Source organism: Leucobacter sp. Psy1, assembly GCF_020096995.1.
Lineage (GTDB): Bacteria > Actinomycetota > Actinomycetes > Actinomycetales > Microbacteriaceae > Leucobacter.
This window is the reverse complement of the sequence record NZ_CP083692.1, coordinates 1320863-1340487: the sequence shown is the minus strand read 5'-3', so window position 1 is coordinate 1340487 and position 19625 is coordinate 1320863. Positions and strand designations below refer to the sequence as shown.

General features: G+C 69.3%; 17 protein-coding genes. 10 read left to right on the top strand and 7 right to left on the bottom strand.

Annotation, left to right across the window (positions count from 1 at the left end; genetic code table 11):
- Nucleotides 1–44: 44 nt before the first annotated feature.
- On the bottom strand, nucleotides 45–1406 hold the full coding sequence (locus K8P10_RS06305; RefSeq protein WP_224780951.1) for an MFS transporter: 1362 nt from the start codon (nucleotides 1404–1406) through the stop codon (nucleotides 45–47).
- 40 nt (nucleotides 1407–1446) lie between these two features.
- Here K8P10_RS06305 and K8P10_RS06300 point away from each other — a divergent pair, with 40 nt between their 5' ends.
- The 3 genes from K8P10_RS06300 (at nucleotide 1447) to K8P10_RS06290 (ending at nucleotide 4888) form a co-directional block, all read left to right on the top strand.
- Nucleotides 1447–2283: a DUF3097 domain-containing protein gene (locus tag K8P10_RS06300; protein WP_224780950.1), complete on the top strand. Its 837-nt coding sequence runs from the start codon at nucleotides 1447–1449 to the stop codon at nucleotides 2281–2283.
- A gap of 41 nt (nucleotides 2284–2324) precedes the next feature.
- On the top strand, nucleotides 2325–3182 hold the full coding sequence (locus K8P10_RS06295; protein WP_224780949.1) for an arginase family protein: 858 nt from the start codon (nucleotides 2325–2327) through the stop codon (nucleotides 3180–3182).
- Between the two features lie 170 nt (nucleotides 3183–3352).
- Complete coding sequence (locus tag K8P10_RS06290) at nucleotides 3353–4888, top strand: ABC transporter substrate-binding protein (RefSeq protein WP_224780948.1); 1536 nt, start codon at nucleotides 3353–3355, stop codon at nucleotides 4886–4888.
- On the opposite strand, the gene K8P10_RS06285 is transcribed toward K8P10_RS06290, so the two are convergent.
- Nucleotides 4885–5124: an alpha-ketoglutarate decarboxylase gene (locus tag K8P10_RS06285; RefSeq protein ID WP_224780947.1), complete on the bottom strand. Its 240-nt coding sequence runs from the start codon at nucleotides 5122–5124 to the stop codon at nucleotides 4885–4887. The two genes, K8P10_RS06290 and K8P10_RS06285, sit on opposite strands and share 4 nt — an antisense overlap.
- Nucleotides 5121–5777 (bottom strand): sigma-70 family RNA polymerase sigma factor, encoded by a 657-nt coding sequence (locus tag K8P10_RS06280; RefSeq protein ID WP_224781225.1) that lies wholly within the window; start codon nucleotides 5775–5777, stop codon nucleotides 5121–5123. The genes K8P10_RS06285 and K8P10_RS06280 overlap by 4 nt, the downstream gene beginning before the upstream one ends.
- Nucleotides 5778–5941: 164 nt before the next feature.
- Between K8P10_RS06280 and aroA the strand changes: the two genes are divergently transcribed.
- Genes aroA through bcp form a run of 3 tightly spaced genes read left to right on the top strand, consistent with a single transcriptional unit; the run spans nucleotide 5942 to nucleotide 9008 of the window.
- Nucleotides 5942–7375, top strand: coding sequence for a 3-phosphoshikimate 1-carboxyvinyltransferase (gene aroA, locus K8P10_RS06275; RefSeq protein ID WP_224780946.1), 1434 nt, complete (start codon nucleotides 5942–5944; stop codon nucleotides 7373–7375).
- A 15-nt stretch (nucleotides 7376–7390) separates the two neighbouring features.
- Nucleotides 7391–8485 carry a ribosome small subunit-dependent GTPase A gene (gene rsgA, locus K8P10_RS06270; RefSeq protein ID WP_224780945.1) on the top strand — a complete coding sequence of 365 codons (1095 nt, stop codon included), beginning with the start codon at nucleotides 7391–7393 and terminating at the stop codon, nucleotides 8483–8485.
- A 49-nt stretch (nucleotides 8486–8534) separates the two neighbouring features.
- Nucleotides 8535–9008 (top strand): thioredoxin-dependent thiol peroxidase, encoded by a 474-nt coding sequence (gene bcp / locus K8P10_RS06265; RefSeq protein WP_224780944.1) that lies wholly within the window; start codon nucleotides 8535–8537, stop codon nucleotides 9006–9008.
- A gap of 20 nt (nucleotides 9009–9028) precedes the next feature.
- On the opposite strand, the gene K8P10_RS06260 is transcribed toward bcp, so the two are convergent.
- Nucleotides 9029–9472 (bottom strand): hypothetical protein, encoded by a 444-nt coding sequence (locus K8P10_RS06260; protein WP_224780943.1) that lies wholly within the window; start codon nucleotides 9470–9472, stop codon nucleotides 9029–9031.
- A 227-nt stretch (nucleotides 9473–9699) separates the two neighbouring features.
- Between K8P10_RS06260 and K8P10_RS06255 the strand changes: the two genes are divergently transcribed.
- Nucleotides 9700–9948: a WhiB family transcriptional regulator gene (locus K8P10_RS06255; protein WP_208239240.1), complete on the top strand. Its 249-nt coding sequence runs from the start codon at nucleotides 9700–9702 to the stop codon at nucleotides 9946–9948.
- 78 nt (nucleotides 9949–10026) lie between these two features.
- Here K8P10_RS06255 and argG read toward each other — a convergent pair whose 3' ends face one another.
- The 3 genes from argG to K8P10_RS06240 are packed head-to-tail and all read right to left on the bottom strand — an operon-like array spanning nucleotide 10027 to nucleotide 13344.
- Nucleotides 10027–11448 carry an argininosuccinate synthase gene (gene argG / locus K8P10_RS06250; RefSeq protein ID WP_224780942.1) on the bottom strand — a complete coding sequence of 474 codons (1422 nt, stop codon included), beginning with the start codon at nucleotides 11446–11448 and terminating at the stop codon, nucleotides 10027–10029.
- A 52-nt stretch (nucleotides 11449–11500) separates the two neighbouring features.
- Complete coding sequence (locus K8P10_RS06245) at nucleotides 11501–12496, bottom strand: malate dehydrogenase (RefSeq protein WP_224780941.1); 996 nt, start codon at nucleotides 12494–12496, stop codon at nucleotides 11501–11503.
- A gap of 11 nt (nucleotides 12497–12507) precedes the next feature.
- The gene (locus K8P10_RS06240) at nucleotides 12508–13344 is read right to left on the bottom strand and encodes an aldo/keto reductase (RefSeq protein ID WP_224780940.1); all 837 of its coding nucleotides are present in this window, start codon (nucleotides 13342–13344) and stop codon (nucleotides 12508–12510) included.
- Between the two features lie 137 nt (nucleotides 13345–13481).
- Here K8P10_RS06240 and hrpA point away from each other — a divergent pair, with 137 nt between their 5' ends.
- The 3 genes from hrpA to K8P10_RS06225 all read left to right on the top strand — a co-directional run bounded on the left by hrpA (nucleotide 13482) and on the right by K8P10_RS06225 (nucleotide 19589).
- Nucleotides 13482–17450 carry an ATP-dependent RNA helicase HrpA gene (gene hrpA, locus K8P10_RS06235; RefSeq protein ID WP_224780939.1) on the top strand — a complete coding sequence of 1323 codons (3969 nt, stop codon included), beginning with the start codon at nucleotides 13482–13484 and terminating at the stop codon, nucleotides 17448–17450.
- Between the two features lie 28 nt (nucleotides 17451–17478).
- Nucleotides 17479–18276: a polyphosphate--glucose phosphotransferase gene (gene ppgK, locus K8P10_RS06230; protein WP_224780938.1), complete on the top strand. Its 798-nt coding sequence runs from the start codon at nucleotides 17479–17481 to the stop codon at nucleotides 18274–18276.
- Nucleotides 18277–18359: 83 nt separating this feature from the next.
- The gene (locus K8P10_RS06225; protein WP_224780937.1) at nucleotides 18360–19589 is read left to right on the top strand and encodes an MFS transporter; all 1230 of its coding nucleotides are present in this window, start codon (nucleotides 18360–18362) and stop codon (nucleotides 19587–19589) included.
- Nucleotides 19590–19625: the final 36 nt, after the last annotated feature.

Here is a 19625-nt window from a genome sequence, read left to right as displayed (position 1 = left end):
CTCGGTGAGAACGGCCCCGACCCCGGTTCCGTCGCGCTCGGCGCTCACGGGACCGGCGCGGCCGCGTCGTACTGCTGGAACCCACGGTACACGCGGAACATCACCGTCATGAGCGCGACGATGAGGAGGCCGCCGATGAGCGCGGGCGCCCAGAGCGCCAGCGCCGCGGCGAGCGCGCCGGCGAAGAGGTCTCCGACGCGCGGGCCTCCGGCGACGACGACGTAGAAGAGTCCTTGCATGCGACCCCGGACGTCGTCGGGAGCCGCGGCTTGGAGAATGGTGGTGCGGAAGACGGCGCTGACGTTGTCGCTCGCCCCGGCGCCCGCGAGGGTCGCGCAGGCGAGGATCAGCGCGGGCCAGACGACATCGCGCGGGTCGTCAGGGGTGGCGGTGCCGGTCTGAACGGCTCCCGTAATGAGGAGCACGAGGCCGAACGCGGCGATGCAGAGGCCGTAGGCGAGGATCGCGCCGGTGACGGCGCGTCCCTGTCGTCGCACGCGTCCGAGCGGTCCTGAGACGAGTCCGCTGAGCAGTGCACCGGCCGCGAAGGAGGCGGTGAGAGCCCCGACCGTGACGGCGTCGCCGCCGAGGATCAGCGCGCCTGCTGCGGGGAAGACGACTCGGGGCTGCCCGAACGTCATGGCGATGAGGTCGAAGATGAACGTGGCTCGCACGTTTGGGGCGTGCTTCAGAAAGCGCAGGCTCGCGGTCACCGCCGAGAATCCGAGCCCGCGCGACGTGTGGGCGCCGCGATCCGGGGCGACGGGCGGCAGACTCAGAATCCCGACGAACGCGGCCGTGAACAGCACGGCGTCGACGAGGTAGGTCCACGCGAAACCGAACGAGGCGACGAAGACGCCGGCGAGGGCTGGCCCGACCGTGACGGCGGTCCCCATCATGATGCCGTTGAGCGCGGCGGCTGCGGGGAGAAGCTGGGTGGGGACGATGCGCGGCACGATCGCGCCGCGGGCGGTGCCCATCATGGTGGCCGAGGCGGCGTTCACGGCCGCGAGCGCGTAGTACGGCCAGGTGGCGGTGACGTCGAGGAATGCGATGGTGGTCATGGCGCCGATCGCGATCCACGCCACGACCGAGGTGCCGAGGGCGACGAGCCGACGGTCGAAGGTGTCGGCGAGCGAACCGCCGAGGAAGCCGGCGAGAATCATGGGGCCGAGCGCCCACAGCGCGACGAGTGCGACGGCGAGGGTCGAGTGGGTGAGCTCGTACACGTGGAGCGCGACGGCGACCACCGTGAGCTGCGCGCCGATCTGCGCCACGGAGGTGCCGATCCAGAGTCGCGCGAAGGCGGGGCTCTGCCGGAGGGGGCTGATGTCGACGAGGAGGCCGCGGAGGCGTCCGGGGGTCCGGGATCCGCGCTGCGCGTCCGGCGGGTCCTCTGTGGTCACCCGAGCACCGTACCACCGCGCTCGCGGTAGGCTCGTCTCCATGCACGATCCCCGCTACGACCGCGATGTGCTGGCCGACATGAAACCGCAGCGCGGGCCGCAGCAGCGCACCCCGGTGACGCTGAAGCGCGGCCTGATCGTGGAGCACTCCGAGACGGAGTGGTGCGGCGCCGTGGTCGGGGTCAGGCAGGGGCTCGTGGAGCTCGAGAACGGGCGGGGCAAGGTGCGCGCCTTCTCCCTGCGCGACGGTTTCATGATCGAGGGGAAGCCGGTCACGCTCCAGATGCCTCAGGCGGCGCCGAAGGGCCCTCGGCGCACCGCGTCGGGGTCGGTCGCGGTCGCGGATCAGCGGGCGAAGGTCGCGATGCCGAGCCGCATCTTCGTGGAGGGCAAGCACGACGCCGAACTCGTCGAGCAGATCTGGGGCGACGACCTCCGCGTCGAGGGCGTCGTCGTAGAGCTCCTGGAGGGTGCGGACAACCTCGAAGCCGTACTCGCCGAGTTCGGTCCTGGTCCGGACCGCAGGGCCGGTGTGCTGCTCGACCACCTCGTGCGGGGCAGCAAGGAGAGCCGCATAGCGGCGGCGATCGAGCAAGGTCCATGGAGGGACAATGTGCTCATCGTCGGGCACCCCTTCGTCGATATCTGGCAGGCCGTGAAACCGGCTCGCGTCGGCCTCGAGCGGTGGCCGGAGATTCCGCGCAGCATCGAGTGGAAGACCGGCATCTGCCGGGCGCTCGGCTGGCCGGGCGACGAACCGGCCGATATCGCTGAGGCGTGGTCGCGGATCCGCGGCCGGGTGCGCAATGTGCGCGATCTGGAACCGGCGCTCATCGGCCGCGTGGAGCACCTCATCGACTTCGTCACCGTCCCGTAGTCACAGCTGAAAACCGCGAGCGGCGAGCGTACGATGTGGGTATGTCGAAGCCGGTCTACCTCTGGATGCCCCAGTGGCAGGGTTCGCCCTCGTCGCGGGCGATGCAGCTCATCGACGGCGCGCACGCGCTCAGCGAGGATCTTCCGAGCCGGGCGCGCCACGACATCGCGGTGCCCGACAAGGCGGGTGACGCGCTCGGCACGCCCGTCGCGAGACTGAGCAGTGTTCTCGCGGCGCGCGACGCGGCACTGGAGGTGCTCGGCTCCGTGGCGGAGCCGGCGATCACCCTCGGCGGCGACACCGCAACCAGCCTCGCCGGCCTCGACGCCGCGGTCCGCGCTCACGGGGACGGGCTCGCGGTGCTCTGGTGCGATGCCGACGCTGGACTGGAGCACCCGAGCACCTCTGCGACAGGCGCCGCCGCCTGCATGACCCTGCGGCACGCGCTCGGCGACGGTGTCGCCGATCTGACGTTCTCCCACCCGATCTCCCCCGCGGCCGTGACCCTCGTCGGGGCCCGCGATCTCGACATCGACGAGCTTGCCGAGATCGAGCGGCGCGGTCTGACGACCATCGACGTCGGCCCGGACGGCGTCGACGGTCCGGACGCGCTCGCGGAACGCATCCGCACGCGATTGGCGGAGACCGGCGCCACTCACCTCTACGTGCACGTCGGTCTGGGGATCCTCGATCCCGCCGAATTCTCGTCGGTGCACTCGCAGCTGCCGTTCGGGGTGACGGTGGCCGAACTGACGGCCGCGATTCGCGCCGCCGTCGGCGCACTGCCGCTCTCCGGGGCCGACATCACGGAGTTCGCGCCGTCGAGCGAGTCCGCTGCTGCTGAAGACCTGCCGACGGTCCTCCGGATCCTCGCTGCGCTGACGTCCGCGGCCGCCTGAGCGGCGCATAACAAGACCGCAACAAACACGCGATCCGCGCCCGCGCACCCTGCCACGGGGCGTAATGTCGGCTACCGACGATCGTGCACCGGCGCGCGTGAACCATCACTCGAATCATTTTCGCGCGCCCGAACGAGCTCGCGCACGTACCCCGGACAGGAGCCCCCACCGTGTCGGAGTCACCCACCGCCGCCGCAGCGGAGCCGTCGCCCGCGTCGCGCCGCCGGCCGGGACGTCGAGCGACGCTCGCCATCGCCGCGGCGCTCGCGCTCGCACTCGTCGCGTCGGCGGTGTGGGCGTTCGTGGTGAGAACCGCCGGCGACCGCATCGCGATCGGCCTCATCGCAGAACCGCAGAATCTCGATATCCGCAGCACTCCCGGTGCGCCGCTCGATCAGATCCTCATCGACAACGTGTACCAGGGGCTCATCGGCCTCGAGGTGGGATCCATCGATGCCTACCGGCCCGTGCTCGCCACAGCGCTCCCCGAGATCAGCGACGACGGACGCAAGTACGAGTTCGAGCTGCGCGATGACGTCCGCTTCGCCTCGGGGTCCGCGCTGACCGCGGACGACGTCGTCGAATCCCTCGAAACCACCCTGAACAGCGGTACGCTCGGCGACGACAACTGGGCCGAGGTCACCGCTTCGGGTCGCACCGTGACGATCACCCTCGACGAGCCGAACAACAACCTCCTCTGGTACCTCGCCGGCCGAGAAGGACTCATCTTCGAGAGCGGCGACCACACCGACCTCACCAGGGACACGAACGGCACGGGACCCTTCCGCTTCGACGACTGGGAACGCGGCGAGCAGCTCACCCTGACCCGCGTCGACGACTACTGGGGAACCGAACCGGAGATCGATCGCGCCACCTTCCGGTTCCTGGTCGACGGTCGCGACGCCGTGAACGCGCTCCACGACGGTGACGTCGACGTGCACACGGCGCTGCTGCCCTCGCTGCGCCCGGAATTCGAGGAGGACACCTCCTTCCGCATGGTGCGCGCCGAAGGCAGCGACGTCTTCACCCTCGCCTTCAACAGCGACCGGCCCCCGCTCGACGACCCGCGCGTGCGCGAGGCGCTGAGCCGCGCCATCGACCCCGACGCCATCATCGACTCGCAGAACGGCGACGGCAAGCCGCTGGGCGGCCCGATCCCCGAACCGGAGCCCGGTTACGAGGACCTCACCTCGATCAACGCGTACGACCCCACGGCGGCGCGCTCGTTGCTCGCGGAGGCTGGCCAGACGAACCTCAGTCTCACCCTCACCGCCCCCGAGTTCTACGACGCCGCACCGCTCGACCTCATCACGACGCAGCTCGCCGAGGTCGGCGTCAGCGTGCGCGTGAAGCGCGTTCCGTTCTCGGCCTGGATCGACGAGGTCTACACGAACCGGGACTTCCAGCTGAGCTACGTCGACCACGCCGACGCGCGCGACATCAAGCGCTACGCCGACCCCCGGTCCTACCTCGGGTACGACAGCGAGCGGGTGCAGGGGCTCTACGCCGACGCCATCGCGTCTGACGACATCCCGGAGACCGAGCGACTGCTCGCCGATGCCGCCAGACAGGTCGCCGAGGACGCGCCGGCGAAGTGGCTCTACAACTACACGCCGACGAACGTCATCGCCGAGGGCGTTTCAGGGTTCCCCGAGTGCAACACCAACTCCCGGATCCCCCTCGAGGGGATCAGCGTCGCCCGTTAGGCGCGGTGCAGGTCGCGCAGACCGATCCGGATCGCCTCCCGCAGCGACTGCGGGGCCGACTCGGCACAGGCCCGCTTCACCGCCTCGGTCAGCCGATGACACACCTGCTCCTCCGAGCGGCAGTCATCGCACTCCTCGAGATGCCGCATCAGGGCCTCGCGCTGCCCGGCGCACTGCTCGCCCCGGATGAGCTCCTCGATGTTCGCACGCGCCTGCGCGCACTCGTTCTCGGTCATTCCGCTCCTCCTTCGCTGTCGGCGCTGTCGCTTTCGCTGTCGGCGCTGTCGCTGCCCGTTCTCTGTCGCACGGCTTTCGTGCCGGCTCGGCCCCGCTGATCGACGGCGACGCCCTGCTCCAACGCGTACTCGCGGAGCGCCGTGCGCAGACGTCCGCGACCGCGGTGCAGGCGGCTCATCACGGTGCCAATCGGCACTCCGACGATGTCCGCGATCTCCTGATAGCTGAACCCCTCGACGTCGGCGAGGTAGACCGCCATCCTGAAATCCTCCGGCAGGGCGTTGAGCGCCCGCGTCACCACCGAGTCGGGGGCGCGATCGATCGCCTCGGCCTCGGCCGAGCGCGACGACATCGCCGTCGTCGACTCCGCTCCGCCCATCTGCCAGTCCTCGAGATCGTCCACGGCGCCCAGGAACGGTTCGCGCTGCCTCTTCCGGTACCCGTTGATGTACGAGTTCGTCATGATCCGGTACAGCCACGCCTTGAGGTTCGTGCCCTCCGCGAAACTGTCGAACGCGGCGTACGCCTTCAGATACGTCTCCTGAACCAGATCCTGCGCGTCCTGCGGATTCCGCGTCATCTTCATCGCCGCACCGTACAGCTGGTCCAGCAGAGGCAGCGCGTCTCGCTCGAAGCGCGCGCTCGACGCCATCGGGGTCTCATCGGGTCCGCTCACACTCCCCGATCCTAGGCGCTCCACGAGATCCAGTGCTGGCACGGCCACCTCCGCGATCTGTGCCGGTCCGCCCGCCGGACCCGCTCCCCGAGTGCAACTCGTCGGGTGACCGCACTATTCCCCCGCTACACTCGAACACGATGCTGGTTGGAAAGATGAACCCCGGAAAAGACGGCGACGAAGTGCGCGGCGGTGAGACCGCAGACGACGCCCCGCCGCCCTGGGAGGCGCCCGTCGCGCCGGCCAGACTCGACGCCCGCGTGGCCCTGCCCGGATCGAAATCCCTCACCGGACGCGAGCTCGTGCTCTCCGCCCTCGCCGACGGCGTCGGCCGCCTGAGGGCGCCGCTCCACTCCCGCGACACCGCGCTCATGATCGATGCGCTGCGGAACCTGGGAACGGACATTACCGAGATCGCCGGCGACCAGCCGTTCGGCGCAGACCTCAGCATCCGGCCGGCGGACGAGCTGACCGGATCGACGAGCATCGCCTGCGGGCTCGCCGGCACGGTCATGCGCTTCGTCCCCGCCGTCGCTGCTCTTGCGCTCGGGCCCACGGCGTTCGACGGTGACCCCTACGCCCGCAAGCGCCCCATGCGCACCATTCTCGAGGCGCTGCGCGAGCTCGGTGCCGATATCTCCGACGAGGGGCGCGGCGCGCTGCCGTTCACGGTGCACGGTGCCGGGCGCCTGCGCGGCGGCCGCGTCGAGATCGACGCCTCTCTCTCGAGCCAGTTCGTCTCGGGTCTCCTCCTTTCGGCGCCCAGATTCGACGAGGGCGTGCATATCGTCCACACCGGTGAGCGGGTGCCGAGCCTCCCCCACATTGAGATGACGCTCGAGGCGCTGCGGGAGCGAGGCGTCGATGCCGACTCGCCCGCACCGAACGAGTGGCGCGTCGCCCCCGGCCCGATTGGCGCCCGCGACCTCGGCATCGAGCCCGACCTGTCGAACGCCGCTCCCTTCCTCGCGGCTGCCCTCGCCGTCGGCGGCCGCGTCAGCGTGCCCCACTGGCCGTCGAGCACGACTCAGGTGGGCGACCAACTCCGCACGCTGCTTCCCGAGTTCGGTGCGGAGGCCTCGCTTGATGGCGACGTCCTCACCGTGACCGGCACCGGCACCGTCCGCGGCGTCCGGTTGCACGTGCCGGAGGCCGGAGAACTCGCGCCGACACTCGTCGGACTCGCCGCACTCGCCGACGGCCCCAGCGAGATCACCGGTATCGGCCACATCCGTCACCACGAGACGGATCGCATCGCTGCGCTCGTCGCGGAGATCAATCGCCTCGGTGGCCGGGCCCGAGAGCTCGACGACGGCATCGCCATCGAGCCGGCGGAGCTCCACGGCGACCTCTGGCGCAGTTACGCCGACCACCGTATGGCCACCACCGGCGCCCTCATCGGACTCCGCGTCGCGAACGTCACCGTCGAAGACATCGAGAGCACGAGCAAGACCCTGCCGCAGTTCTCGGAGCTGTGGCACCGCATGCTCGGCGTCGACGACCCCGGGCGCAGCGAAGAGGAGTCCTCGACCGCCGATCCTTTCGGGTCCCCGTTCTCATCGCTCGGGCTCTGACGGCGCCGGATCGACATGAGCTGGCTGAACTTCGACGACGATGACGCCGACGAGCCCTACGGTGAGTACGCGGACCACACCGTCCGCGCACGGCCCAACCCGAAGGCCAACCGCCCGCGCACGAAGCGCCGCCCGGAGCACGCCGACGCCGTCGGCGGCATGGTCACCGGCGTCGACCGCGGCAGGTACGCGGTGCTCGTCGCGGCGGGCGCCGATCCTGAAGACGCCCGCGAGCGCACCGTCGTCGCCAGCCGCGCACGCGAATTGCGTCGCGAGGCCATCGTCACCGGCGACCGCGTGCAGCTCGTCGGCGATGTCAGCGGCGAGGAGGGCTCCCTCGCCCGGATCGTGAGCGTCGGCGACCGGCGTACGCTGCTCCGGCGCAGCGCCGACGACAGCGATCGCGTCGAGCGGGTGATCGTCGCCAATGCCGATCAGATGTTCATCGTGATCGCCGCAGCGAACCCCGAGCCGCGGGTGCGCCTCGTCGACCGATACCTGGCCGCAGCATACGACGCAGGGATCACCCCCCTGCTCTGCATCACGAAGACCGACCTCGCCGACCCCGAACCCTTTCTCGAGACCTTCGCCTCACTCGAGATCCCGGTGTTCCGCTCGCAGGTGGGCGCCGAACCCCTCGCAGAGATCCACGAAGCGCTCGCCGGCCGCACCACCGTCTTCGTCGGCCACTCGGGTGTCGGCAAGTCCACGCTCATCAACGCACTCGTGCCCGACGCGGACCGGGCCACCGGGCACGTCAACGAGGTCACCGGCCGCGGCCGTCACACCTCATCGTCGTCGATCGCGCTGCGCACCGACCCGTCCCTCGTGGGCCTCGACGCGGTTCCCGGCTGGGTTGTCGACACCCCGGGCGTGCGCTCGTTCGGTCTCGGCCACGTGGATGCCGAGTCGATCCTCCGCAGCTTCCACGACCTCGCGCCGCTCATCGACCAGTGCCCCAGGGGGTGCACCCACCTCGCCGACGCTCCCGATTGCGAGCTCGACGCCGCGATCGCCGACGGCAGACTCGACGCCGTCGGTGCCGAACGCGTGGAATCGCTCAGGCGACTCCTGCACGACCGGTCAGCCGACAGGTCCGCCGAACGCTGAAGCCCTCGTGCGCTCCCCGGCAACGCCCCGCTGTCGGTAGGCTGGTGGCATGACTGATCGTGTGATCCTCGAACCCGGCGCCCCCGCACCCGACTTCGCCCTCAGCGACCAGGACGGCAACACCGTATCGCTCGACGACTTCCGCGGTCAGCGAGTCGTCGTGTTCTTCTACCCGCAGGCAATGACCCCCGGCTGCACGACCGAGGCTTGCGACTTCAGGGACGCCGTCGAGCCTCTGCTCGCGGCGGGAATCCAGGTGCTCGGCATCTCCCACGACGATCCCGTGAAGCAGAAGCGGTTCGCCGAGCGCGACGAGCTCCCCTACCCACTGCTGAGCGACACCGATTACGCCGTTCACCACGCCTACGGCGCGTACGGCGAGAAGAAGCTCTACGGGAAGGTCGTGAACGGCGTCATCCGCTCGACGTTCGTCATCGATGCGGACGGCAAAATCGAGCACGCACTGTACAACGTGAAGGCGACCGGGCACGTCGCACGCGTCCGGAAGCTCCTCGGCGCGTAGGCGGCCACCGCTGAGCGGGGCTAGCGAACCTCGGGCACCGCGGATCCTGCCGCGCCATCCACCACGGTCGGGCGAGCGAGCAGCGCGGAGAAGAACCCCAGGAACGCCAGGATCACGAGCAGCCAGCCGAGCAGCGGCGTTCCGAGAATCCCCTGCAGCACTCCGGTGCCCGCGGCGAACATGAGCACGTGAATGGTGATCGCCGAACCGCGCGCCCACGGCGCGCGCTTCACGACCGCACCGGCCAGAGTCACGCACACCCACGCCCAGGCGAGCACGACGGCCAGAAGCACGCTCACGCGCGCACCGAGCGTATCGTGCGTCGGCGCGAACACCGCTTGCACGACCGGCCACATCAGGGCGACGCCTCCGATAGCCTCCACGATCAGCACCGCGACGAGCACCCGCCACGCCGCACGTGATCGCGCCTCGACCCCGTCGTGACTCCCCTGCCCCTGCTGCATGTACGTTTCCTCCCCGGGTCACCCGCGCGGCGCACCCACAGCATGGTCTCACATTTCAGAAATTCACTATTGATTTGACTGGAGTTCCGTGAAACCATATATGCAGTCGAGTTTCGCGCACGCCGACGTGAGCATACTCAGCCACGTTGAACAGTTACGGCGCGAGATCAGGCTACCCAGCCACTGGTATCTTCGCGTGCGTGCGATGCACATGAGGAGGACACAGTATGGATTGGCGCGAGCAGGCAGCTTGCCTCACGGTTGACCCGGAGCTCTTTTTCCCGGTCGGCAACACCGGACCCGCGGTGGATCAGATCGAGCGCGCGAAGTCGGTGTGCGCACGCTGCACCGTCACCGAGATGTGCTTGCAGTACGCCATGGACACGGGCCAGGATTCCGGCGTGTGGGGCGGGCTCAGCGAGGATGAGCGTCGGGCGCTGAAGCGTCGCGCCGCTCGCGCGCGTCGCGCTTCCTGAGTCGCACGTCGCACTCAGCACGCGAAAGGCCCCGGGGAATCCCCGGGGCCTTTCGCGTGCCTACGGTCCGTTGCGGCGCTAGTCGGTGCCGGTGTCGAACGCGGCGGAAAGGCCGAGCGCGTCGCCCTCTTCGTCGATGCCCGAGACGGCCTCGGCGATCTGCTCGGCGCCGCCCGCTTCGAGTTCGCCGACGAGTTCAGCGGTCGCGCCGCCGACCAGGCCGAGCTGCGCGTACTGCTCGAGTCGCTGACGCGAGTCCGCGATGTCGAGGTTGCGCATCGTCAGCTGTCCGATCCGGTCCTCGGGGCCGAACGCCGCACCCACCGTGCGCTCCATGGACAGCTTCTCGGGGTGGTAGCTGAGGTTCGATCCCGTCGTGTTCAGGATCGTGTAGTCGTCGCCGCGGCGCAGGCGGAGGGTGACCTCGCCGGTGATCGCCGAACCGACCCAGCGCTGCAGCGCCTCGCGGAGCATGAGTGACTCGGGGTCGAGCCATCGCCCCTCGTACATGAGGCGACCCAGTTTGCGTCCGTCGGTGTGGTACGACGCAAGCGTGTTCTCGTTGTGGATCGCGTTGACGAGCCGCTCGTAGGCGATGTGCAGCAGCGCCATGCCCGGCGCCTCGTAGATGCCGCGCGACTTCGCCTCGATGATGCGATTCTCGATCTGGTCGGAAACGCCGAGACCGTGACGGCCGCCGATGGCGTTCGCTTCGAATACGAGGGCGACCGGGTCGCTGTACTCGACGCCGTTGATCGCGACGGGCCTGCCGGCCTCGAATCGCACCGACACCTCCTCGGTCTCGACCGCGACGTCCTCGCGCCAGGCGGCCACACCCATGATCGGCTCGACGATGTCGAGACCGGCATCGAGGAATTCGAGCTTCTTCGCCTCGTGGGTCGCTCCCCAGATGTTCGCGTCGGTCGAGTACGCCTTCTCCGTCGCGTCGCGGTAGGGGAAGCCGTGGGCGACGAGCCACTCGCTCATCTCGTGACGGCCGCCGAGCTCGCTGACGAAGTCGGCGTCGAGCCACGGCTTGTAGATGCGGAGCGCGGGGTTCGCCATGAGCCCGTAGCGGTAGAAGCGCTCGATGTCGTTGCCCTTGTAGGTGGAGCCGTCGCCCCAGATGTCGACGCCGTCCTCCTTCATGGCGCGGACGAGCAGCGTCCCCGTAACCGCGCGCCCGAGGGGCGTCGTGTTGAAGTAGGTCTTGCCGCCGGAGCGGACGTTGAACGCGCCGCACTGGAGGGCGACGAAGCCCTCTTCGACGAGGGGGCGCTTGGCATCGACGTGGCGCGCGATCTCGGCGCCGTACTCCTTGGCACGATCCGCGACACCGTCGATGTCGGGCTCATCGTACTGACCGATATCTGCGGTGTACGTGCAGGGCACCGCGCCCTTCTCGCGCATCCACGCGACCGCGCACGAGGTGTCGAGACCGCCGGAGAAGGCGATGCCGACGCGCTCGCCCACGGGAAGAGATGAAAGAACCTTGGACATGCTCTCTATCCTAGGGGTGACGCGGGGGCGCGGATGTCCACCCGCCCCTGCCTCAGTCGATCAGACCGAGCTCCCGGACGGCGTCGCGTTCCGAGACCAGCTCGGCCACCGACGCGTCGATCCGCTCGCGCGAGAACGCGTCGACGTCGAGCCCCTCCACGACCTCCCACGCGCCGCCCACTGAACGGACGGGGAACGACGAGATGAGTCCCTCGGGCACCCCGTACTCGCCCCGCGAGACCACCGCGGCGCTCATGCGGCGCTCCCCCGTGCCGTGCACCCAGTCGCGCACGTGCTCGATGGCGGCGTTCGCCGCCGAACCGACCGACGAACCGCCGCGAACCTCGATGATCTCCGCTCCGCGCTTCGCCACGCGGTCGATGTATGCACCGCGCGCCCAGTCGGGGTCGACGACCTCGAGCGCGGGTCGCCCTCCGACCGTCGCACTGCTGAGATCGGGGTACTGCGTCGCCGAGTGATTGCCCCAGATCGTCACGCCATCGATGTCCGCGACGGGGGCGCCAGCCTCAGCCGCGAGCAGGCCGACCGCGCGATTGTGGTCGAGTCGGGTGAGCGCCGTGAATCGCTCAGCGGGAACTCCCTCGGCGTGCTGCTGGGCGATGAGCGCGTTGGTGTTCGCCGGATTACCCACGACGATGACGCGGACATCGTCTGCCGCCCGCTCCCCGATCGCGCGCCCCTGCGGTCCGAAGATCGCACCGTTGGCCTCGAGCAGGTCACCGCGCTCCATGCCGGCGGTGCGGGGACGCGAACCGATGAGCATGGCGATGTTCGCGCCATCGAATCCGACGGCGGGGTCGTCGCTGAGCTCCACTCCCGCGAGCAGCGGGAAGGCGCAGTCCGCGAGTTCCATCGCTGTCCCTTCAGCCGAGCGCATGCCCTGCGGAATCTCGAGCAGACGCAGCCTGACCGGCTGGTCGGGTCCGAGCATGTCGCCCGCGGCGATCCGGAACAGTGCCGCGTAACCGATCTGCCCTCCGGCTCCCGTGAGGGTGATCGTGACGGGGGTGCGCGTCGTCTCAGTCATCGGGGATCCTCTCAGCGCAGGTCGAACGTGCGCGGGTCCGCGCCGAAGCCGCGACCCGTCTCGTAGGCGTCGATGGCCGCCATCTCGGCGTCGGTCAGCGCGAAATCGAAAACGTCGGCGTTCTCGATCATGCGCTCGCGCTTCGACGTCTTCGGGAAGACGATGGTCCCGTGCTGCACGTGCCAGCGGATGACCACCTGGGCCGGCGTCTTTCCGTGCGCGGCGGCGGTCTCGACGATGGCGTCGCGCTCGAGCAGGTCCGACTTGCCCTGCGAGAGCGGGCCCCACGCCTCCACTGCGATGTCGTGGTCACGGCAGAACTGCACGAGCTCGCGCCGCTGGTGCATCGGGTGCAGCTCGATCTGGTTGACCGCTGGAACGACCCCCGTCTCCTCCAGCAGCTGCTGCAGGTGCTCGATCTCGAAGTTCGAGACCCCGATCGAGCTCGCCCGACCGGAACCGACGATCTCGATGAGCGATCGCCACGCGCCGAGAGCTTCGCCGTACATCGGCTGCGGCCAGTGGATGAGGTAGAGATCCACCGAGTCGAGCCCTAGGCGCTCGAGACTCTCGTCGAAGGCCTCGTGCGCTCGCGTCTGATCGGTGTTCCAGAGCTTCGTCGTCACGGTGATCTCGTCGCGCGGGATCCCCGACGCGGCGATCGCCCGGCCGACCTCTGCCTCGTTCCCGTAGAAGGAGGCGGTGTCGATGTGCCGGTATCCGACCTCGAGCGCGTCGCTCGTGACCCGCTCGGCCTCGCCGGCCTCGACCTTGAAGACGCCCAGGCCCAGCTGGGGGATGCTCTGGCCGTCGTTCAGCTGGATGCGGGGTGCTGGTATCGCTGTCATGGTCTTCGCTGATCCCTCCGATTCGGTGGCGGTCGGCGGCCGCGGCGATCGCGGGCACGCTGGGGCCAGTGTACGCGGAGCACCACCCGAAACCGCGCATTGGGGTGCAGCGGGCGGACGTTGGATAATGGGTGATCATGAGCATCGAGTTCCCGGAGGAGCTGCCCGTCAGCCAGATGCGGGAGGAGATCGCGGCTGCGATCTCGGAGCACCAGGTCGTGATCGTCGCCGGCGAGACCGGGTCGGGCAAGACCACCCAGTTGCCGAAGATCGCACTGGATCTCGGGCGCGAGCGCATCGCGCACACCCAGCCCCGCCGCATCGCCGCCCGCACGATCGCCGAGCGCGTCGCAGAGGAGCTGGGATCCGAGCTCGGCGGTCTCGTCGGCTACCAGGTGCGCTTCACCGACCGTGTCTCAGAAGAGACGCGGATCAGGCTCATGACGGACGGGATCCTGCTGAATGCGATCCATCGGGATCGGGACCTCTCCGCCTACGACACCATCATCATCGACGAGGCGCACGAGCGCAGCCTCAACATCGACTTCCTCCTCGGCTATCTCAGAACGCTGCTGCCGCGCCGCCCCGACCTCAAGGTGATCATCACGTCAGCGACGATCGACCCCGAGTCGTTCGCCCGCCACTTCGCCGACCCGACGACCGGTGAACCGGCACCTGTCATCGAGGTCTCCGGGCGCACCTACCCGGTGGAGATCCGGTACCGGCCGCTCACCCGCGAGCGCGAGGTGCAGCGGAAGAACGGCACCGCCGAGACGATCACGGAGGAGCGCGACCTGTTCGAGGGCATCGGCGACGCCGTCGCCGAACTGACGCGTGAGGAGCCGGGCGACATCCTCGTCTTCCTCTCGGGCGAGGCGGAGATCCGCGACGCCGCCGACGCGCTCGGCGGGCGCCTCCGCGGCACCCGCACCGAGATCCTCCCCCTCTACGGTCGCCTCTCGGCAGCCGAGCAGCACCGGGTCTTCGAGCCGGGGAAGCCCGGTCATCGCAGGGTCGTACTCGCCACGAACGTCGCGGAGACATCGCTGACGGTGCCGGGGATCCGGTACGTCGTCGACGCCGGCACCGCACGCATTTCCCGCTACAGCTCGCGATCCAAAGTGCAGCGCCTCCCGATCGAGGCGATCTCCCAGGCGAGCGCGAATCAGCGCTCCGGCCGGTCGGGTCGCACGAGTCCGGGCATCGCGATCCGGCTCTACGGAGAAGACGACTACCTGACCAGGCCGGAGTTCACCGACCCCGAGATCACCCGCACCGGCCTCGCCTCGGTGATCCTGCAGATGCTCTCCCTCGATCTCGGAGAGGTCGCGGACTTCCCGTTCCTCACCCCACCCGACCCGCGCGGCGTCGCCGACGGCCTCGGCCTCCTCACCGAGCTCGGCGCAGTTGCACCGGCCGGCACGGGCGACGGCGGTCGCGATGGCGGTCGCGGGAAGGCTCGGCGCCGCGGATCCGGCACGAAACCCGCGCGCCACCGCATCACGAAGATCGGGCGCGAGCTCTCGCGTCTCCCCATCGAGCCGAGGTTCGCGCGCATGGTCGTCGAGGCGCGCCGGCACGGCGTCGTCCCCGAAGTCCTCGCGATCGTCGCGGGTCTGACAGTGCAGGACGTGCGCGAGCGCCCCGCCGAGGTGCGGGGCCGCGCCGATGAACTGCACGCCCGCTTCGCCGACCCCCAAGGCGACCTGATGACGCTGCTGAACCTGTGGAACTACCTCCAGGAGCAGCAGCGCGAACGCTCATCGAGCAGCTTCCGGCGCATGTGCAAGGCTGAGTACCTGAACTTCCTGCGCGTGCGCGAGTGGATGGATCTCGTCAGGCAGATCGAGCGGATCGCACGGGGGCCGCGCGGGGCACGGGTCGAGGGCGGGGCCGGAACCGAAGGCGGGGAAGGGTCCGGCGGGATCGGCGACGCCGTGCACCGCTCAGTGCTCGCCGGCCTCCTCTCCCAGCTCGGGGTGCGCGACGACCGGCAGGATCGCGGCGCCCCGCGCGCCTCAGGTGGACGCGGCGCCCCGAAGCGCCGCCCCGCGCAGGAGTATCTGGGGTCGCGCGGCACGCGTTTTGTGCTCTACCCGGGCTCGGTGCTGGCGAAGAAGCCGCCGGAGGTGGTGATGAGCGTCGAGCTCGTCGAGACGAGCCGGCTCTTCGCCCGCAGCAACGCCGTCGTGAACCCGGAGTGGGCCGAGGAGCTCGCCGGTCCGCTCGCGAAGCGCCAGATCAGCGAACCTCGGTGGGAGAAGTCGCAGGGGGCCGCCGTCGCGTACGAACGGGTCACGCTGTACGGGGTCCCGATCGTTTCGCAGCGCCGGGTGCAGCTGTCCCGTTTCGATGAGGCGCACGCGCGCGAACTGTTCATCCGTCACGCGCTCGTCGACGGGGACTGGGATTCGCAGCAGGCGTTCGATCGCGCGAACCGACAGCTGCGGAGGGAGCTCGAGCAGTTGGAGGAGCGCACGAGACGGCGCGACCTCGTCACCGACGACGACGCGATCTATGCGTTCTATGACGCGCGGATCCCCGCGCATGTCACGAGCACGCGCTCGTTCGAGGGCTGGTGGAAGGAGGCGCAGCGGAAGACCCCGAACCTCCTGAAGCTGCGCCGGGAGGACCTGCTCGAGGACGCCGAGGCGGAGGTCGACGAACGCGAGTTCCCGCGCGAGTGGCGCTCGGGCGATCAGAAGCTGCGTCTGAAGTACCGCTTCGATCCGACCGCCGACGACGACGGTGTGACGGTCACCGTCCCGCTGCCACTGCTCCCCCGCCTCGACGGGGCCGAGTTCGAACAGCTCGTTCCCGGACTGCGCCAGGAGCTCGTCACGGCGCTGCTCAAGACACTGCCGAAGGCGATCCGGAAGCACGTGGTCCCCGCTGCGGACTGGGCGCGGACACTGCTCGAAGCGGTCGGACCGCGCTTGGATGCCGCTGGTCCGGGAGGCGGTGCGGGTCAGGATCCGGCCACGGGTCTCACCGCGCTCCTCGCGGCCGAGATCCAGCGCCGCACGAGCGTCCGCGTGTCGCCTGACGACTTCGATCCACAGCGACTCCCTGCCCACCTGACGCCGACCTTCCGCGTGATCGACGGGAGGGGTCGTACCGTTGGCACCGGCAAGGACCTCCGCGAGCTGCAGCGCGCGCACCAGTCGCAGGCCACGGCCGGCGTGGCTCGGGTCGCTGCCGCTGCCATGCCGAAGAGCGATCTTGAGCAGACGGGCGCGACCTCGTGGGTGTTCGGCGATATTCCGCAGCACGTGGACTCCACCTACGCGAAGGGCAAACGCGGAACCGGGAGCGGCGTGGTGCGCGCGTATCCGGCGCTCGTCGACCGGCGCAAGCACGTCGATCTCGCCCTTGTCGCCGATGCGGAGGAGCAGGCGCGGCTCAGCAGGCGCGGGCTTCGGCGCCTGGTCGCGCTGAGTTCACCCTCTCCGGCCAGCTACGTGCGCGACCACCTCTCGAACCAGGAGAAGCTGTTGCTCGGCGCCGGCCCCTACCGCAGCCTCGACGAGACGATCGCCGACGTCTCGCTGGCGGTGGCGGATGCCGTGATCCGCAGGCACGCGCCCGACGGACTCGTGTGGTCCGAACGCGCCTTCCAGGCGCTCGCCGACGATTACGCGAGATCGTTGATCGACGAGATCTACCGCGCCATCGCTCTGACCGCGCGCGTGCTCGACGGTGCCCGTCTCGCGAGAAAAGCCGTCGAGGGCGCGAAGTCGCTCCAGGTGCTCGGGCAGGTCGCTGGTGCCGCGCAGCAGATCGACGGACTCGTGTACCCCGGGTTCGTGTCGCGGACCGGCCTCGCTCAGCTGGAACGCCTGCCCGTCTACCTGGAGGCCGTGCGGCTGCGCATGGAGGCGCTGACCGGTGACGCGGGCAGGGACCGCGTCAGGCAGAACGACGTCGATCGCGCGCTCGCGGCGTTCGCCGATGCCGGCGGAAAGATCCCCCTGCCGCCCGACGCTCCGGAACGGCTCACGCGGGCGCGCTGGTTGATCGAGGAGCTGCGCGTGAGCCTCTTCGCGCAGCAGTTGCGCACCGCCGAACCGGTCTCGCTCGCGCGCGTCCAGCGCGCGCTCGCGTGACATGCCGCCAACTCGATATGCTGACGCCATGGAACAGCACACGGGAGAGTCGACGGAGCTCGCGATCGGCATCGACGTCGGCGGCACCGGCATCAAAGGGGCGGCGGTCGACATCGCCACGGGCGAGAAGCTGACGAAGCGTCACAAGTCGCTCACTCCCGAGGGCGGCATGCCCGACGCGGTCGCCGCGAGCGTTGCCGAGATGGTCTCAGCGATCCGCGACGAACTCGATGAGAACGGCATCCTGGACAGGTCAGTCACCCCGAAGATCGGCGTGACTCTCCCCGGCGTCGTGCAGCACGGCATCATGCGCACCGCCGCCAACATCGATCAGAGCTGGATCGATCTCGACGCCGTCGCGCTCATGTCGGATGCGATCGGCTCGCCCGCGTACGTGGTGAACGACGCCGACGCCGCCGGCATCGCAGAGAGCGCGTTCGGTGCCGTCGCCGGATGCTCCGGCGTGACCCTCGTGTTCACGTTCGGCACGGGAATCGGCGCGGCGCTCATCCACGACGGCGTCCTGGTGCCCAACTTCGAGCTCGGACACCTCGACCTCGGCGAGCACCGCAACTACGAACGGTACGCGTCGCCGAAGAACATCGAGCGCGAGGGCATCTCGCTCAGCGAGTGGGCGGAGCGCGTGCGCGCGTACATCGTGCACATCGAGCAGCTCTTCTGGCCCGATCGCATCGTCATCGGCGGCAGCATCAGCAAGTCGAGCGACGAGTACCTCCCCTTCGCCAGCGTGCGGGCCGAGGTCATTCCGGCGCACTTCCGCAACAACGCGGGCATCGTGGGTGCCGCTCGGCTCGCTGCGCGCTGATCCCCCACCATTCTCGCGGTTTCACGTCGAATTCCGTCGTGTTCCCCTAGAGAATACGATCATTTCGCCCGTATACTGCTGTGATGGGCATTTATCGTGATCTCGGTCGCAGCCCTGGGGTCTTCGGCATCCTCTTCGCGCAGCTCACGGCGCGCTTCCCCTTCGGGATGCTCTCGATCATCCTGCTGCTGCACATCGAGCAGGCGTACGGACTGTACACGTACGCCGGTATCGTGCTGGCCTGTCAGAGCTTCGGGCAGGCGATCGCCGGCCCACTGATGGGGCGCCTTATGGGAGCGTTCGGCATGCGGCCGGTGCTCTCCATCACGACGCTCGCGTGCTCGGCGTTGCTCATCGCGATCGCCTGGGTGCATCTGCCCCTCGCAGTGGTGGCGGGCATGGCGTTCGCGATGGGCATCGCGACTCCGCCGGTCACCCCCGCCGTCCGCACGATCTACCCGAAGATGGTGCCAGGACACCAGCTATCCGGCCTCTTCTCGCTCGACGCCTCCGCGCAGGAGATCATCTGGGTCTTCGGTCCCGTCGTCGCGGTGTTCGTGTCGTCCCAGTTCGGCACGGAGTGGGGCCTCATGGTCGCGGCGGCATTCATGCTCTTCGGCGGCCTCTGGTTCATCGCAACGAAGGCGGTCGGCCGGGTCAGGATCCCGCAGGCCCGCCGTCGCTTCGGCGCCGTGCTCCGCCACCCCACCGTCGTGATCGCGACCATCGCCGGCTTCCTGTTCGTCGCTTCCTTCGCCGCGCTCGAGGCAGGGATCGTCGCGGTATTCGGCCACGGCGCGCTTGAGGCCGGCGTCGTGCTCGCCGTCTTCGCCGGCGGCTCGCTACTCGGCGGCCTGCTCGTCGGGCACCGCCAGATGCGACCATGGTCGATGCTGCTCCGCTCACTCGTCGTCCTGATCGGCACCGCGCTCTGCCTCTTCAGCTTCGAGGCCTGGTGGCTCTCCGTCGTCCTCTTCCTCGGCGGCCTCGGCACGGCACCGATGTTCGCGGCCCTCTCCACCACCGTCAGTGCGACGGTGAAGTTCTCGGAGACCGCCGAGTCGTACGGCTGGGTCGGCACGGGGCAGCTCGTCGGCGTCGCACTCGGCTCGGCGATCGCCGGCGTCGCCATCGACCAGTACGGACCCGTGGGCGCGATCATCGTGTCGATCCTGTTCCTCCTGGCGACCGTGATCCTCTCCGCAGCGTGCATGCGGATCATCCCCGATCTGAAGGGCCGCAACGCCACTCCGATCCCCGATACCGAACCCGTGCAGCTCCCTGACGCCGCCGGGTCGCATGTGTCAGACTGACACGTGATCACCACCGATGCAGTTCCAGGAGGAAAT

Bases quoted from the DNA above. Each gene is read 5' to 3' on its own strand.
- K8P10_RS06300 (WP_224780950.1), top strand. From the start codon at position 1,447: ATGCACGATCCCCGCTACGACCGCGATGTGCTGGCCGACATGAAACCG.
- K8P10_RS06295 (WP_224780949.1), top strand. From the start codon at position 2,325: ATGTCGAAGCCGGTCTACCTCTGGATGCCCCAGTGGCAGGGTTCGCCC.
- K8P10_RS06285 (WP_224780947.1), bottom strand. From the start codon at position 5,124: ATGACCGAGAACGAGTGCGCGCAGGCGCGTGCGAACATCGAGGAGCTC.
- K8P10_RS06280 (WP_224781225.1), bottom strand. From the start codon at position 5,777: ATGGCGTCGAGCGCGCGCTTCGAGCGAGACGCGCTGCCTCTGCTGGAC.
- aroA (WP_224780946.1), top strand. From the start codon at position 5,942: ATGCTGGTTGGAAAGATGAACCCCGGAAAAGACGGCGACGAAGTGCGC.
- rsgA (WP_224780945.1), top strand. From the start codon at position 7,391: ATGAGCTGGCTGAACTTCGACGACGATGACGCCGACGAGCCCTACGGT.
- bcp (WP_224780944.1), top strand. From the start codon at position 8,535: ATGACTGATCGTGTGATCCTCGAACCCGGCGCCCCCGCACCCGACTTC.
- K8P10_RS06260 (WP_224780943.1), bottom strand. From the start codon at position 9,472: ATGCAGCAGGGGCAGGGGAGTCACGACGGGGTCGAGGCGCGATCACGT.
- K8P10_RS06255 (WP_208239240.1), top strand. From the start codon at position 9,700: ATGGATTGGCGCGAGCAGGCAGCTTGCCTCACGGTTGACCCGGAGCTC.
- argG (WP_224780942.1), bottom strand. From the start codon at position 11,448: ATGTCCAAGGTTCTTTCATCTCTTCCCGTGGGCGAGCGCGTCGGCATC.
- K8P10_RS06245 (WP_224780941.1), bottom strand. From the start codon at position 12,496: ATGACTGAGACGACGCGCACCCCCGTCACGATCACCCTCACGGGAGCC.
- K8P10_RS06240 (WP_224780940.1), bottom strand. From the start codon at position 13,344: ATGACAGCGATACCAGCACCCCGCATCCAGCTGAACGACGGCCAGAGC.
- hrpA (WP_224780939.1), top strand. From the start codon at position 13,482: ATGAGCATCGAGTTCCCGGAGGAGCTGCCCGTCAGCCAGATGCGGGAG.
- ppgK (WP_224780938.1), top strand. From the start codon at position 17,479: ATGGAACAGCACACGGGAGAGTCGACGGAGCTCGCGATCGGCATCGAC.
- K8P10_RS06225 (WP_224780937.1), top strand. From the start codon at position 18,360: ATGGGCATTTATCGTGATCTCGGTCGCAGCCCTGGGGTCTTCGGCATC.